Source organism: Mobilisporobacter senegalensis, from assembly GCF_003752155.1.
GTDB classification, from domain to species: domain Bacteria; phylum Bacillota; class Clostridia; order Lachnospirales; family Lachnospiraceae; genus Mobilisporobacter; species Mobilisporobacter senegalensis.
Map to the genome: position 1 here is coordinate 82121 of NZ_RJVG01000011.1, position 15333 is coordinate 97453.

Below are 15333 nucleotides of genomic sequence, written 5' to 3' on the forward strand. Positions count from 1 at the left end.
TTAAAAAGCGGCATTTTATCTTGCCGCTTTTTGTGTATGCATCTATCTGGAACCTGTGATCAAATTATTTTTCCAAGCTAAGATAAATGAGAATAACTTGAATATAGATGTAAAACATATTACAATATATATAATATAATTAAGAAAAATAAATTGGAGGGTTATATGAAAGAGAAAACAGCATGGGAAAAATATGATCATAAGGAATTAAAAAAAGTATTTGAACTTAATGAGGCATATAAAGAATATATTTCTAAATGTAAAACGGAAAGAGAATGTGTTTTAGAAGCAATTGAAATGGCAGAGGAAAATGGTTATAAGGATTTAGAGGATTATATTAAGAATGGGATCAGTCTAAAACCGGGAGATAAAGTCTATGCAAATAACATGGATAAAGGAATCGCACTATTCTTAATTGGTGAAAGACCTATGGAGGAAGGACTTAAGATTTTAGGTGCTCATGTGGATTCACCAAGGCTGGATATTAAACAGAATCCACTATATGAAGATACAGATTTAGCACTTTTAGATACCCATTATTATGGCGGAATCAAGAAGTATCAATGGGTAACACTTCCATTAGCCATTCATGGGGTCGTGGTGAAAAAAGATGGTACCAAAATAAATATTGTCATTGGAGAAAAAGAGGATGATCCGGTATTTGGTATCTCTGATCTTTTAGTTCATCTCGCAGGAGAACAGATGGACAAGAAGGCAAGTAAAGTGGTAGAAGGAGAAGACTTAAATGTATTATTTGGCAGTATGCCGCTAAAAGAGAAAGAAAAAGATAAGGTAAAACATAATATCCTTGATATATTAAAAAAGGAGTATGATATTGAAGATGATGATTTCATCTCTGCGGAACTAGAAGTAGTTCCGGCTGGAAAAGCCAGAGACTTCGGACTTGATAGGAGTATGGTCATGGGATATGGTCATGATGACAGAGTCTGCGCCTATACATCCTTAGCTGCAATGCTTAAATTAGACAGTACAGACAGAACCTGTGTCTGCTTATTAGTAGATAAGGAAGAAGTGGGAAGTATGGGAGCAACTGGCATGAAATCAAGATTTTTTGAGAATACAGTTGCTGAAATCATTAACCTTGTTGGTGATTATTCTGAACTTAAACTAAGAAGAACTCTAAAGAATTCTAAGATGCTCTCTTCAGATGTAAGTGCTGCTTTTGATCCAAACTATGCAATGGTAAATGAAAAGAAGAATTCTGCTTATATGGGAAAAGGACTGGTATTTAATAAGTATACAGGTGCCAGAGGAAAGGCAGGATGCAATGATGCCAATCCTGAATTTATGGCAGAATTAAGAAATATCCTTGAGAAGCATAATGTAACTTATCAAACGGCTGAGCTTGGTAAAGTAGATCAGGGCGGCGGTGGTACAATCGCATATATTCTGGCAGAATACGGCATGGAGGTAATTGACTGTGGTGTACCTGTACAGAATATGCATGCGCCTTGGGAAGTAATAAGTAAAATTGATGTTTATGAAACTATGAATGGATATAGTGCATTTCTTATTGAAGCTTAAAGCTGGGAGGAACAAAAGATGGCAACAATAAAACCATTTCCATGTATCAGGCCGGATGCTAAGGTGGTTCACAGAGTAGCAGCTCTTCCATACGATGTATATGATCGTATGGAGGCAAAAGCTGAATTTCTAAAAGAGCCTTTATCTTTTATAAAAATAGATCGGCCTGAAATACAGTTTGACGATAGTGTAGATACCTATGATGAAAAAGTATATGATAAAGCGAAAGAGACATTGGAAGCAATGCTCGAAGAAGGAATCTTTATAAATGATCAGGAAGCAGGCTATTATATCTACGAACTAATTATGGATGGACGTTCTCAAACGGGCATTGCTGCCTGTTCTTCTATCGATGATTATCTGGATAATATAATCAAAAAACATGAGAATACAAGAGAAGAGAAGGAAATGGACCGCATTCATCATGTGGATCGGACAAATGCCCATACAGGTCCAATTTTTCTTGCATATCGCAGGAATCAGATAATCAGTAATGTGGTAGCCGAAGTGAAAAAAGAACAGCCATTATATAGTTTTAAAGCAGTAGATGGTGTTTGTCATAATGTATGGAAGATAAATAAGAAAGAGCAAATGGATACCGTATATGATACCTTTGCAAAGATGGATAGTATTTACATAGCAGATGGCCATCATAGAGCAGCATCTGCAGTGAAAGTGGGATTAAAAAGAAGAAGTGAAAATAAAGATTATATAGGAGAAGAAGAATTCAACTTCTTTTTGTCGGTACTCTTTCCGGATGACCAGCTCATGATCATGTCTTACAACAGGGCAGTAACAGATCTGAACGGACTTACTGTTAATGAATTTACTGATAAAGTAAAGGTTGATTTTGAAATGGAATTTCTGGGTAAGAAGTCTTTTTTACCAGATGAAAAGGCGAACTTTGGAATGTATCTGGGGGGTAATTGGTATAAACTTACAGCGAAGGAATCTTTAAGAAGGATTGAGGATTCAGTAAAAAGCCTTGATGTTTCATTACTTCAAGATTACATATTAAGACCAATCCTTAATATTCAAGATCCCCGTACGGATAAAAGAATTGATTTTATTGGTGGAATCAGGGGATTGAGTGAATTAGAAAAAAGAGTGAATGAGAATATGGCGGTGGCTTTTTCTATGTATCCGACATCGATTCAGGAACTATTTACTGTTGCAGATGAAGGTAAATTGATGCCTCCTAAATCAACATGGTTTGAACCAAAACTTAGAAGTGGAATTTTCATACACAAACTATCTGATGAATAAAAGAAATAAGGAGATTAAAATATATGAGTAGTTTCTTTAACCTGGACAATCCAATCTTTACATTCCTGGGAAAATTATTTGATATCATGGTCCTTAGTTTAGTATATATTATCTGCTGCATTCCGGTCATTACAATAGGATCTGCAACAACAGCACTTTACTATACGATCGTTAAAGTAATACGTAAGAATCGCGGTTATTTAATGAAAGAGTTTTTCCGCTCATTTAAAGAGAATTTTAAAATAGGTACTATTTCATGGATATTTATATTATTATTTAGTTTGATTCTTTATGTAAATAATCAAATAACACAGCAAATGGAAGGAACGATGGGAGTTGTCCTTTATTATACCTATCGTAGTGCAGCAATATTAATATTAATAACGACATTGTATTTATTCCCTGTACTTTCAAGGTTCCAATTAGGTGTATGGCAATTGTTTAAGACTTCATTTTTCTTATCTATCAAACATTTGCCGTCTACAATATTACTCGTATTATTAGCCGTAATATTTGGATTGGCTTCTTATCTGACCATAATATTAATTTTATTTGCACCTGCACTCTGTCTATATGTTTCTTCCTTCTTATTAGAGAGAGTATTTAAGAAATATATACCAAAACAGGATGAAAGCGAATTTGGAGAATCAAAATTGGATCAATGGTATCTTGATTAAATTACTCTTGTCATGATTTTGGAAAAATGTTACAATACCCTGGTGACAAAAAAACGGATTTCGTATATTAGATTGGGAGGTTTACGTATGGACGATAAACTATATAATTTATGTAATTGGGCCGATATTGAGACTCTGGTGTATTCAGAACATGATAATCCACATAATTTATTAGGTGCACATATAACAAATGATGGAATATTAATAAATACATTTATGCCAACAGCATTACAGGTAGTAGTAAAATTAATTGATACCAATGATGAATATCCAATGGAGTTAGTGGATAAGGAAGGTTTTTTTGCTGTTTTAATTCCAGGGAAGAAGATTAAAAAGTATAAGTATCTTGTTACTTATGACAATCATACGAAAGAAGAAATTGTTGATCCGTATAATTTTGAACCAGTTATAGATGCTGTGGATATAACGAAATTCTCCAGCGGAATTCATTATACTATCTATGATAAATTAGGTTCTCATATAATGGAGATTAATGGTATACAAGGAGTTTTATTTGCTGTTTGGGCACCGAATGCAGTAAGAGTCAGCGTAGTAGGTGATTTTAATTTATGGGATGGCAGAAGACATCCTATGAGGAGATTAGAAGATTCAGGTATCTTTGAGTTATTTATTCCCAACTTAAAACCGGGAGAAATCTATAAATATGAAGTCAAGATTAAGGGTGATTTAACTGTTTTAAAAGCAGATCCCTATGGTTATCATGCAGAACTCAGACCGGCAACAGCATCAAAGATCTATGATATTGATCAATTTGTCTGGGAAGATAAAGAGTGGCTGGTGAATCGTAAAAAAACAGATGTGGAAAACGAGCCTGTGTTAATCTATGAAGTTCATCTTGGATCATGGAAAAAGCCCCAGGATGACAGGGAATTCTATAATTATAGGGAACTGGCTCCAATGTTATATAATTATATGAAAGAAATGGGATATACCCATGTAGAATTATTACCAATCATGGAACATCCACTGGATGCATCCTGGGGGTACCAGGTAACTGGATACTATGCACCCACATCAAGATATGGCACACCTGATGATTTTATGTATTTTGTTAATTATATGCATAAAAAAGGGATTGGTGTGATACTTGACTGGGTGCCGGCCCATTTCCCAAGAGATACTTTTGGGTTAGCTAATTTTGATGGAACTTGTCTTTATGAACACCTTGATCCAAGAAAGGGAAGTCATCCTCACTGGGGAACTTTGATCTATAATTACGGAAGGCCTCAGGTATCCAATTTCCTGATAGCCAATGCTTTGTTTTGGACAGAAAAATATCATATCGATGGGATTAGAATGGATGCAGTTGCTTCCATGCTTTATCTGGATTATGGGAAGAAAGATGGAGAATGGGTTGCAAACATGTATGGCGGTAATGAAAATTTAGAAGCTGTAGAATTGCTGAAACATCTTAACTCCATTTTCCTGCAAAGAGAAGATGGTGCCCTTTTGATCGCTGAGGAATCAACAGCATGGCCTAAGGTGACAAAATCAGTGGAAGATGGAGGGTTAGGATTTCATTTTAAATGGAATATGGGATGGATGAATGACTTCATCAATTATATGAAATGTGATCCATTATTTCGGAAAGGACGCCAAAGAGAACTTATTTTCAGCATGATTTATGCATATAGTGAAAAGTTTGTATTAGTTCTTTCTCATGATGAAGTGGTTCATGGGAAAGGTTCCATGATCAATAAGATGCCTGGAGATGAAAAGCTTAAGTTTGATAATCTTAGGGTCGCCTATGGCTATATGATGGCTCATCCAGGGAAAAAATTATTATTTATGGGACAGGATATCGCCCAGATTTCTGAATGGAATGAAAATGAAAGTATACAATGGCAGCTATTGGAATTGGAGAAACATATTCAGATGAAAGAATATGTAAAGGCTCTCAATCGGTTATATAATGATTATCGTGCATTTTATCTTCTTGACAATGATTGCGATGGATTTGAGTGGATCAATAATATGGATGCGGACAGAAGTATTGTAGCGTTTCTTCGTAAGACAGACCGGCTGGAAGAGACATTACTTATTGTATGTAATTTTACACCAAATCCATATAAAAACTATAAGGTAGGAGTACCATTTAAAGGAAAATATAAAGAAACTTTTAATAGTGATAAAGAAATCTTTGGAGGAAGCGGCAATGTGAATCCAAGATTAAAACAATCGAAAGAAGAGGAAGTGGATGATAGGCCGAATTCAATAAGTATTACGGTTCCGCCACTTGGAATTTCTGTATTTACATGTACACCAATTGAGGATGCAGTAAAGAAAACAACAAAGACCAGAATGAAAAAGAGTAAAGATAAAAAAGATATAATTTAATTCACAGAGTCATATTATGGAGAGGATTTTCATATGAATATACGAAACTTTCTAACAGTGGGTGAGGAAACAATGCAAGATCCTAAAGAAACACTGAATGAAATGAAAGAGTTGAATCCGGAAAAAATACTAAATGAGATTGAAAAATTGATACCAAAGGCAATTCAGTATGGTATGCTGATTCTTCTGGCAATTATAGTCTATTTTATCGGCAGGAAAATTTTAAAACTGATTATTAAGCTTGTAGAAAAATCAGTAAAGCGCACCAATATGGAACAAAGTGTTGCAGGTTTTCTGATAGCAGTAGTAAGAGTAGTACTGCACGCTGTACTTATCATTATGATAGTCAGTATGATAGGAGTCGATACCAGTTCTTTAGTGGCTTTAGTTGGTTCTGCAGGTTTAGCAGTCGGCCTGGCACTTCAAGGAAGCTTATCTAATTTTGCCGGCGGCGTTTTAATCCTTTTAATGAAACCATTTCGTGCAGGAGATTATATAATCACAGATACTTATGAAGGTGTTGTATCGTCTATTGATATATTCTATACCAGATTGATTACCGGTGATAACAGAATGGTCGTAATACCCAATGGTACCCTCTCCAATTCTAATATAATCAATGTGACCAATGAACCCATAAGACGGTTAGACTTCTTCATAGCAATTGATTATAAGGAAGATATGAATAAAGTAAGAGAAATTTTACTTAAGATAATTAACCGGGAAGAATTAGTAAAAAAGGATTCGGAAGTTCATATTTTTATTAATAATTTTGACCAGGGTTCTATATCTCTGGGTGTAAGGCTATGGGTCAATACAGATGATTACTGGATTGTAAAATGTAATATATTTGAGGCAATAAAAAAAGCATTTGACGAAAATAATATCCAGATTCCATATAATAAGATGGATATTATGCTTACAGATAACAGAAATTAAATAAAAATACTAATGGTATTGATTAATTTAATTAATAAATATGAGTTAAATAAGTAATTTTATAAATCGGATTATGGATAAAATATTGTCACAGTCTTAATTTAATTATATATATTGATATTATAATTAATAAATTAAGGTTATACTCTTCAATTTACTTCGGAAATAACAAAACAGTAATTATTAAAAAAAAAGCTTTTCTTTTTGAATAAAACATGGTATTTTACTTATAGACGAAAAGTAAGTCGTTTGGAGCAAAGGTGTTCTCAAGGTAATTGAGGACACCTTTTTCAATAATATTGGTTACAGTTCAGCCATATAGAAAGTATTGCAAATTGCACGTGGGTGCTTGCAGACTAAGAGCAATTTGCAATACTTTCTATATGGCGCTCTGCCTAAGCGAGATGTAGCAAAGCGAAATCGAGCTTATGGCTGAACTGTAACATATATTAAAATGATTAAGATTATATTTATTAAGTTAAGAGAGAAATTAGTTGGAAGGGAAGGATAATTTTATGACAGAAAAGATTTCAGTAACCGACATTTTTGGAATGAATGTGTTTAATGATACTACGATGGTAGAGCGCTTGCCTAAGAAAGTTTATGCAGCGCTTAAGAAAACGATAGAAAAAGGTGAGGATTTAGATCCTGCAATTGCAGATGTAGTTGCAAATGCGATGAAAGATTGGGCTATTGAGAGAGGTGCAACACATTTCACCCATTGGTTCCAGCCAATGACAGGCGTTACTGCAGAAAAGCATGATTCCTTTATTAACCCTACATCAGGTGGTAAAATTTTAATGGAATTCTCAGGGAAAGAGTTAATTAAAGGAGAGCCAGATGCGTCTTCCTTCCCGTCCGGTGGGCTTAGAGCCACTTTTGAAGCCAGAGGTTATACAGCATGGGATTGTACTTCACCGGCATTCTTAAGAGAAGATGCGGCAGGAGTAACTCTTTGCATTCCAACTGCTTTCTGTTCCTATACCGGAGAAGCACTTGATAAAAAAACTCCGCTGCTTAGATCGATGGAAGCAATTAGCAAACAGGCAACCAGAATTGTCCATTTATTTGGCCATAATGATGTTACAAGTGTGACAACAAGTGTAGGCCCAGAGCAAGAGTATTTCTTAATTGATAAAGCAAAATATTTACAAAGAGATGATATTATCTTTACCGGACGTACTTTATTTGGCGCAATGCCTCCAAAGGGCCAGGAAATGGATGATCATTATTTTGGAAGCATTAAAGAGAGAGTAGCTGCTTTTATGAGAGAGCTGAATATAGAGTTATGGAAGCTTGGTGTAACAGCTAAGACTCAACATAATGAAGTGGCTCCAGCCCAACATGAATTAGCACCAATCTATGCTACAGCCAATATTGCGACAGACCATAATCAATTAATTATGGAATCTATGAGAAAGATTGCAAATCGTCATGGTCTTGCTTGTTTACTTCATGAAAAACCATTTGCTGGTGTAAATGGTTCCGGTAAACATGATAATTGGTCTATTGTAACCAATACAGGAAAGAATCTTTTAGAGCCTGGGAAAACACCTCATGAGAATATTCAGTTCTTATTATTCCTTGCAGCAGTATTAAAAGCTGTGGATGAACATGCAGATTTACTTCGCCTGTCTGCTGCAAATCCGGGCAATGATCACAGACTTGGCGCAAATGAAGCTCCACCTGCCATTATTTCAGTTTTCCTTGGAGAACAGTTAGAAGATGTATTAACTCAATTAATTGAAACAGGTGCAGCTACAAGCTGTAAGCAAGGTGGCAAATTAAATATTGGTGTTCACACACTTCCTGAACTTAAGAAAGATGCCACAGATAGAAACCGTACTTCACCATTTGCATTCACCGGTAATAAATTTGAATTTAGAATGGTTGCTTCCTCTATGTCCATTGCAGGAGCAAACACAGTATTGAATACAATTGTTGCAGACGTTCTAAAAGATATGGCAGATGAACTTGAGAAAGCAGATAATTTTGATCTGGCTGTTCATGATCTGATTAAGAAAACGATCACAGATCATCAAAGAATCGTATTTAATGGAAATGGTTATTCTGATGAATGGGTGAAAGAGGCGGAAAGAAGAGGTTTACCAAATATTAAATCAATGGTAGATGCAATCCCATCTATTATAACAGAGAAAGCAATTACTCTTTTTGAAAAACATCATGTATATTCTTCTGCTGAACTTCATTCACGTGCAGAAATTCAATTTGAAATATATTCAAAAGCCATTAATATAGAAGCAAAGACTATGATAAATATGGCAAGCAAGAAGTTTATTCCTGCTGTAATTAAATATACCACTAATTTAGCAGCTTCTATTAATGCAATTAAAGCAGCACTTCCTACTGCAAATACAACTGTTCAGGAAAAACTTTTAGAAACAACTTCCGATCTTTTAGTGAAAGCTGAAAGTGCTTTATATAAATTAAAAGAAGTGGATGATATTGCGGGAACGAAAGCAGAGGGAGAAGAACAAGCCAGATACTTTAAAGATGTGGTAGTTCCTGCAATGGCTGAATTAAGAGAACCAATAGATACTCTTGAATTAATTGTTGATAAAGAATTATGGCCAGTACCAACTTATGGTGATTTATTATTTGAAGTATAAAGTGAAACTTAATTTAGGTGTGGTTTTTATCACAGCTGAATCTTAGCCCCACTTATCTAGGGACGTAGCAGCTGTTATCTCCCACTTTAGAAGTGGGAGTGTTACAGCTGGTAGTCATCAGATAAATATCTCTAACAGAGTATACCAGCAACGTTTAAAACCACGAAAAAGTATCCGACCCTGCAATTGCAGGATCGGATACTTTTTTTAATTCCTATTATATTGGGGGCAGAACTTTATTTATATCAAATTGAGAATGAAACAACAACCATGTTCTTGGGAAGTAGTACATGATATTCCAAAATGAAATACCACTTAAATTATATTTTCTAATGATGTCCGGATAAGCTGCCATTGAATTTACATCTTTAAATAATACCATATACTCAAGGTCACCCTCCGAATAATGAAGATAGGAGACCTGGTTTGTTTCATTAAATTGGATGGCTATTCCAAACTCTCTGGCTAAATTAACTGCATTCGTATGATTGATAAAAGTCGTTACTGTGGTTCCCGGTATATATGGAAGGATCAGGGAATAACCAATACTGGTAACTCCTAATAATAGTTTTTCAGGAGGCACAAGTGTACTTGCATTTGCTATTGCCTGGGTAATCGTCTGGAAAGACAAAGCATCTTTTGTAAGCTCGAAAGGATTTGACCAATCATAGGAAAGATTATATATAACATTATTAGTGGCCCGGCCTATTCCTGCATAGTCAGTCCCCATATAAGTTATCCCTGTTGCAACCTCAAAAGTACTTGGCAGCAGCGTAGCAATTAAAAGAAAACCTTCTCTGTTTAATTGTCTGGTCAGATTCTCTATAAATTCAACATAGAGATATTTATCGTCAGGAAGTATATAAGGAGTATCAATACTTGCTCCATAATAACCTTTTGATCTTAATGTTGTAAGTATATTTCTTATCAGGATATCCTGCAATGCAGTATCATGAAGTATCGTATGGAAGGCATTATTTTCTATGGATTCTTCAACTGTAAAAGTGAATATTTCCATAATAGATGCAACGCCATAATCCCTTGCCAGTTGAATAATTTCAACATCATCTATATTATCAATGGAACCATTACTCAAAATTTGATAACCAATAATTGTAAGGTAAGTAAGGAATGGCAAGGTCTTCCTTAATACATCCATGGAAATGTAAGGAAAAGCATAACCATTTACTGAAATAGAATAATTTTTCTCATCTTCAAAATTGATTACTATTTCCTCACCAATGATTAGTTCTTCCCTATCTGCAATATTGGGATTGTTCCTTAATAAGTTTAACCAGCTGACACCATGAGCATCCGCAATGCTTAATAAAGTATCGCCCTCCCGAACAATATAGGTCTGTTTCGGGTATACAATCAGCAGGGTTTCTCCGATTGCTAAAGTATCAGGATTAGTGAGTTCATTCTCAATAATCAATCTATTTGGGGAGATACCGTACCGATTGGATAAAGCGTAGACAGTATCACCGGGTTGAACTATATGCTTGATCATATCTAACCTCTATTTCTTAATCATAATATTATATGATAGCAAAAGGATAAAAAGTATTTTTATTGTGAAGGAATCATTAGTAGAAAGCAAAATTAATAAAGTGAATCTTAGTCGAACTATCTAGGACGTAGCAGCTGTTATCTCCCACTTTAGAAGTGGGAGTGTTACAGCTGGTAGTTATCAGATAAATATTAGTTGACATATCTTAGAAAATTTACTATACTAACTGTATTAATTGACATAATACAGTTAGTATAGAATATATATTAATTATAAGTTATGAATATGGAAAGGAGAAGCCTATGATAATTATCGATTATAAAGATCGTAGACCGATTTATGAACAGATTGTAGAACGGTTTCAGGACTTAATATTAAAAGGTGTTCTTGAAGTGGATAGCCAGCTGCCATCTGTCCGTAATCTGGCAATGGATTTATCCATTAATCCCAATACGATTCAAAGAGCATATGCAGAACTGGAGCGTAAAGGATATATTTATTCTGTGAAAGGAAGAGGTAGTTTTATCTCAAATAATGATCACTTAATACAGTGTAAAAAAGATGAGATATTTCAAAGTATAACGAAACTAATGAAGGAAGCTCATGATCTTGGGATTACAAAAGAGGAGTTTATGAATAAAGTAAATGAGGGTTTTAAGGAGGGAATGAAGGATGATTGAAGCTGTAAATGTTAGCAAACAGTTTGATAAGATAAAAGCAGTAGATCAAATTACAGCTACTATCAGGGAAGGGAATGTATTTGGTCTGGTTGGTACCAATGGAGCCGGTAAAAGTACGTTCCTTAGAATGCTTAGTGGTATTTTAAAGCCAGATAGTGGTTCTATTAAAATTGATGGTATGGATGTTTATGAGAATATTAAAGCAAAAGAATTGTTTTTCTATATTTCAGATGATCAATACTTTTTCAGTAATGCAACTCCAAAAGACTTAAAGACTTATTATCAAATAGCATATTCAGGCTTTGATGGAGGCAGATTTGATAATCTAATGAAGCAGTTTGAATTAGATCAACATCGCAAGATCAATACATTTTCAAAGGGTATGAAGAAACAGGTTTCTATTATCTGCGGTATTTGTGCCAATACGAAATATATATTCTGTGATGAGACTTTTGATGGTTTAGATCCGGTCATGCGTCAGGCAGTAAAAAGTATCTTTGCCAAAGAAATTACAGAACGTAATATGACACCTGTCATTGCTTCCCATAATCTTAGGGAATTAGAAGATATTTGTGATCATGTAGGCTTACTCCATAAAGGTGGTATCTTATTCTCAAAAGATCTGTTTGATATGAAATTAAGTATTCACAAAGTACAATGTGTATTCCAAAATGAAGTGGATATAAATCAGGTCTTTGAAAATATCGAACTTCTAAAAACAGAAAAGAGAGGTTCTCTATATACCATTACAGCAAGAGGAACCAGTGAAGAAATTACAAAGAGAATTGCTATGTCAAATCCTGTTTTTTCTGAGGTACTTCCATTGACACTGGAAGAGATATTTATTAGTGAAACGGAGGTAGTTGGTTATGACATCAAAAAGCTTATTCTTTAAAATATTAATAGAAGATTTGAAAAGAAGAATATGGACTATCGTTTTGGCATCTATTGTATTCTTTTTATATTTCCCTATACTTGGTACCTTAATGATTGGAAATTACAACCAGAATATATATGACCTGAAAGAGTACAAAGAAAGACTGCTTGACAGAATTTTGGGCTTTATGGGACCACAGGATTATATGGTAGCTGCCATAACAGTGATAGGAGCTGTTATTTGTGGATTAAGTGGATTTTTCTATCTCCATTCCAAGAAGAAGGTGGATTTCTATCATAGTTTACCTGTGCGTAGAGAAGTTTTATTTGGGGTATCATATATAAATGGAGTACTTATATATATTATTCCATATATTGCAAACATAATAGTATATAGTATTATACTTCAATTGAATGGTCTGATGAATACAGAAATGTTCACAACTACATTAAGTGCAATTGGAATTAATATATTATTCTATATACTAATTTATACGGTTGTAATTATTGCGGTTATGCTGACCGGCAATTTTGTGATCAGTGTTTTTGGAACTGGGGTATTTTTTTTATATGGACCAATGCTCATGATGTTAAAAGAAATCTATTATCTTAGTTTTTTCAAGACTTATTACACTCAGGTTAATACTTTTAGTGAAATGTTTACTTTTTTATCACCGATAGGAAGTTATGTAGATGTTGCCAGCCGGGTGGGCGTAAATGACCAGGGCATTGGCAGAAGCATACTTATTACTATTCTTGTAATTATTTTATTTATTGCTTTTGCATTATTCTTATATAAAAAGCGTCCATCAGAAGCAGCCAGCAAGGCAATGGCATTTTCTATATCAAAGCCTGTTATTAAGTTTTTATTAGTCATTCCATTATCTTTAGGAGGAGGTATCATCTTTCGAGAGATAACAGACCGCAGCTCTAATGGCTGGTTCATATTTGGGTTACTCTTTGCATTAATATTTGTATATGCAGTCATTGAAGTAATTTACAATTTTGATATTAGAAGTGCATTTAATCATAAGAAACATTTACTCATATGTGGTATCATTATTGCAGTCGTTGCCTGTATCTTCAAGTTTGATGTATTCCATTATGATACTTATATTCCAAAGAAAGACAGCATCAGGAGCGTGAGTGTAAGTATCTCTGGATTGGATGAATTTACACAGTATCATGATTGGGAGTTGATTAATGGAAGTTATCTTAATTATATGAATAGTCAAAATTACCAATTGGAATTTATGAAATTGACAGATATTGACGCAGCTTATGATATGGCCATTTCAGGCATTAAGAATATTGATGTCACAGAAAATGATGCCAAATATCTATATTATAATGTTAAATTCCATTTAAAGAGTGGAAGGGAAATAAGCAGGTCCTATCAATTAAAAACTTCCGAAAGCTATGGTATGCTAAGTGATATCTATGGAAATCAGGAATTCAAAGAAGGTCATTATCCAATTTATAAATCAGACATTAATCTGATCACAGAGATATCCTGCTATAACAGACTCCAAAATAAGCAGATTACTTTAAATCAAAATGAGAAGAAAGAATTAATTGATATGTTTAAAGAGGAGTTAAGTAAACTTACATTAGAAGAGATATCTAATGCTTCCCCGGCAGCAGTCCTGTCGTTACAAATGTACAATATAAATGAAAACTATAATATATATCCAAGTTTTGAAAAAACGATTGCATTCTTAAAAAGTCATGGATTTGATGCAGAAAATAAAGTAGAAGCGAAAAATATTAAACAAATTACAATTCAAAATTACAGAACAGGTGTAACGAAAGGATATGATATTATGTACAAGGATGCTGATTTTAGCTACAGCCAAGTTGAAAATGGATATATAGACTCAGATGGGACTTTAAGAACAGTTACTTATGATAATACAAAAGATGCAGAAAAGATTGAAGAAATCTTCCCTGATCTAGTAGATAATGATTATTATTGGAGAAACCAAAGTGTGATAGATGTGGAAGATTCTATCGGAGTGGAAGTAGTGATCCGTAAAGATGAATTTGGTAATGAAGGAAGATACAGTTATCAATTTAGAAAAGGAGCCATTCCTGATTTTGTAAAAGAAGCTATTGAACTGGAAACCTCAAATTAGTATAAGATAAATTTGATTTTTCAAGTCAAACTATATATAATGACCTTATCTATTTAATTCAAAATTTTGGGAGAAGAAAGTATGGAATTAAATTATAGGATAAGGTCATTATATATTTGTGTGAAAGATATGGACCGGGCAATTGAGTTCTATGAAGAACTATTAGGGCAAAAAGTGACGGAGCGAAATGAAATCTATAGTGTGTTCGATATCAAAGGATTTCGATATGGATTATTTGCCAATGATAAAACGAAAGAAAAGAAAACATGGGGAAATAATTGCCTGCCAAGTTTTGAAGTAAGTGACATAGATTTCTTTCTAAAGAAATTAGAAGAATTAAATTGTCCAATTGTATTTCCACTAACGGTGATTGGTAAGAACAAAGTTTTGGAATTTGCGGATAGTGAAGGGAATCATATAGAGGTTACCAGTCCTATATAAAAATTTAATACAAAATTTTATAGGCCCATCCTGATAAGGATGGGCTGTTTTAATGTATGCTCTTAAAGTATATTGGAAATGTGTGCTGCATTGGTTTATTTAGGGTTATGTATCGTAGGTATATGGCTGAAGACTATAAGCTATTTGCATAAAATCTTTAGATAATATTACTTGCAAATGACTACCAAAATATGTATAATTATTTAAAATTATACTAAAAAATTACAAAAACTCTAAAATATAACAAGGGCGTGATATTATGATTGCTAGTATAAG

General features: G+C 34.0%; 10 protein-coding genes and 1 pseudogene. 10 read left to right on the top strand and 1 reads right to left on the bottom strand.

The genetic code is table 11. The features are described 5' to 3' along the window. The first annotated feature begins 165 nt into the window (after nt 1–165). The 6 genes and pseudogenes from EDD66_RS15325 (at nt 166) to EDD66_RS15350 (ending at nt 9415) form a co-directional block, all read left to right on the top strand. Complete coding sequence (locus EDD66_RS15325) at nt 166–1545, top strand: aminopeptidase (protein WP_123610456.1); 1380 nt, start codon at nt 166–168, stop codon at nt 1543–1545. 18 nt (nt 1546–1563) lie between these two features. Then, entirely contained in the window at nt 1564–2811 is a 1248-nt protein-coding gene (locus tag EDD66_RS15330; RefSeq protein WP_123610457.1) for a DUF1015 domain-containing protein, read from the top strand. Nucleotides 2812–2834: 23 nt separating this feature from the next. Next, nucleotides 2835–3488, top strand: coding sequence for a YesL family protein (locus EDD66_RS15335; protein ID WP_123610458.1), 654 nt, complete (start codon nt 2835–2837; stop codon nt 3486–3488). A gap of 87 nt (nt 3489–3575) precedes the next feature. Then, a pseudogene (gene glgB / locus EDD66_RS15340) lies at nt 3576–5834 on the top strand (1,4-alpha-glucan branching protein GlgB); the annotation flags it as partial. Nucleotides 5835–5879: 45 nt separating this feature from the next. Then, a complete protein-coding gene (locus EDD66_RS15345; RefSeq protein WP_123610460.1) occupies nt 5880–6785 on the top strand; it encodes a mechanosensitive ion channel family protein in 906 nt (301 codons plus the stop codon). Between the two features lie 515 nt (nt 6786–7300). Continuing rightward, nucleotides 7301–9415: a glutamine synthetase III family protein gene (locus EDD66_RS15350; protein ID WP_123610490.1), complete on the top strand. Its 2115-nt coding sequence runs from the start codon at nt 7301–7303 to the stop codon at nt 9413–9415. Between the two features lie 217 nt (nt 9416–9632). On the opposite strand, the gene EDD66_RS15355 is transcribed toward EDD66_RS15350, so the two are convergent. Then, a complete protein-coding gene (locus tag EDD66_RS15355; protein ID WP_123610461.1) occupies nt 9633–10925 on the bottom strand; it encodes a LysM peptidoglycan-binding domain-containing protein in 1293 nt (430 codons plus the stop codon). 302 nt (nt 10926–11227) lie between these two features. Between EDD66_RS15355 and EDD66_RS15360 the strand changes: the two genes are divergently transcribed. The 4 genes from EDD66_RS15360 (at nt 11228) to EDD66_RS15375 (ending at nt 15057) form a co-directional block, all read left to right on the top strand. Beyond that, entirely contained in the window at nt 11228–11605 is a 378-nt protein-coding gene (locus tag EDD66_RS15360) for a GntR family transcriptional regulator (RefSeq protein ID WP_123610462.1), read from the top strand. Continuing rightward, nucleotides 11598–12500 carry an ABC transporter ATP-binding protein gene (locus tag EDD66_RS15365; protein WP_123610463.1) on the top strand — a complete coding sequence of 301 codons (903 nt, stop codon included), beginning with the start codon at nt 11598–11600 and terminating at the stop codon, nt 12498–12500. Before EDD66_RS15360 ends, EDD66_RS15365 begins: the two co-directional genes overlap by 8 nt. Beyond that, the gene (locus EDD66_RS15370; RefSeq protein ID WP_123610464.1) at nt 12475–14616 is read left to right on the top strand and encodes a DUF6449 domain-containing protein; all 2142 of its coding nucleotides are present in this window, start codon (nt 12475–12477) and stop codon (nt 14614–14616) included. Before EDD66_RS15365 ends, EDD66_RS15370 begins: the two co-directional genes overlap by 26 nt. Nucleotides 14617–14697: 81 nt before the next feature. After that, on the top strand, nt 14698–15057 hold the full coding sequence (locus EDD66_RS15375) for a VOC family protein (protein ID WP_123610465.1): 360 nt from the start codon (nt 14698–14700) through the stop codon (nt 15055–15057). Nucleotides 15058–15333 lie beyond the last annotated feature (276 nt).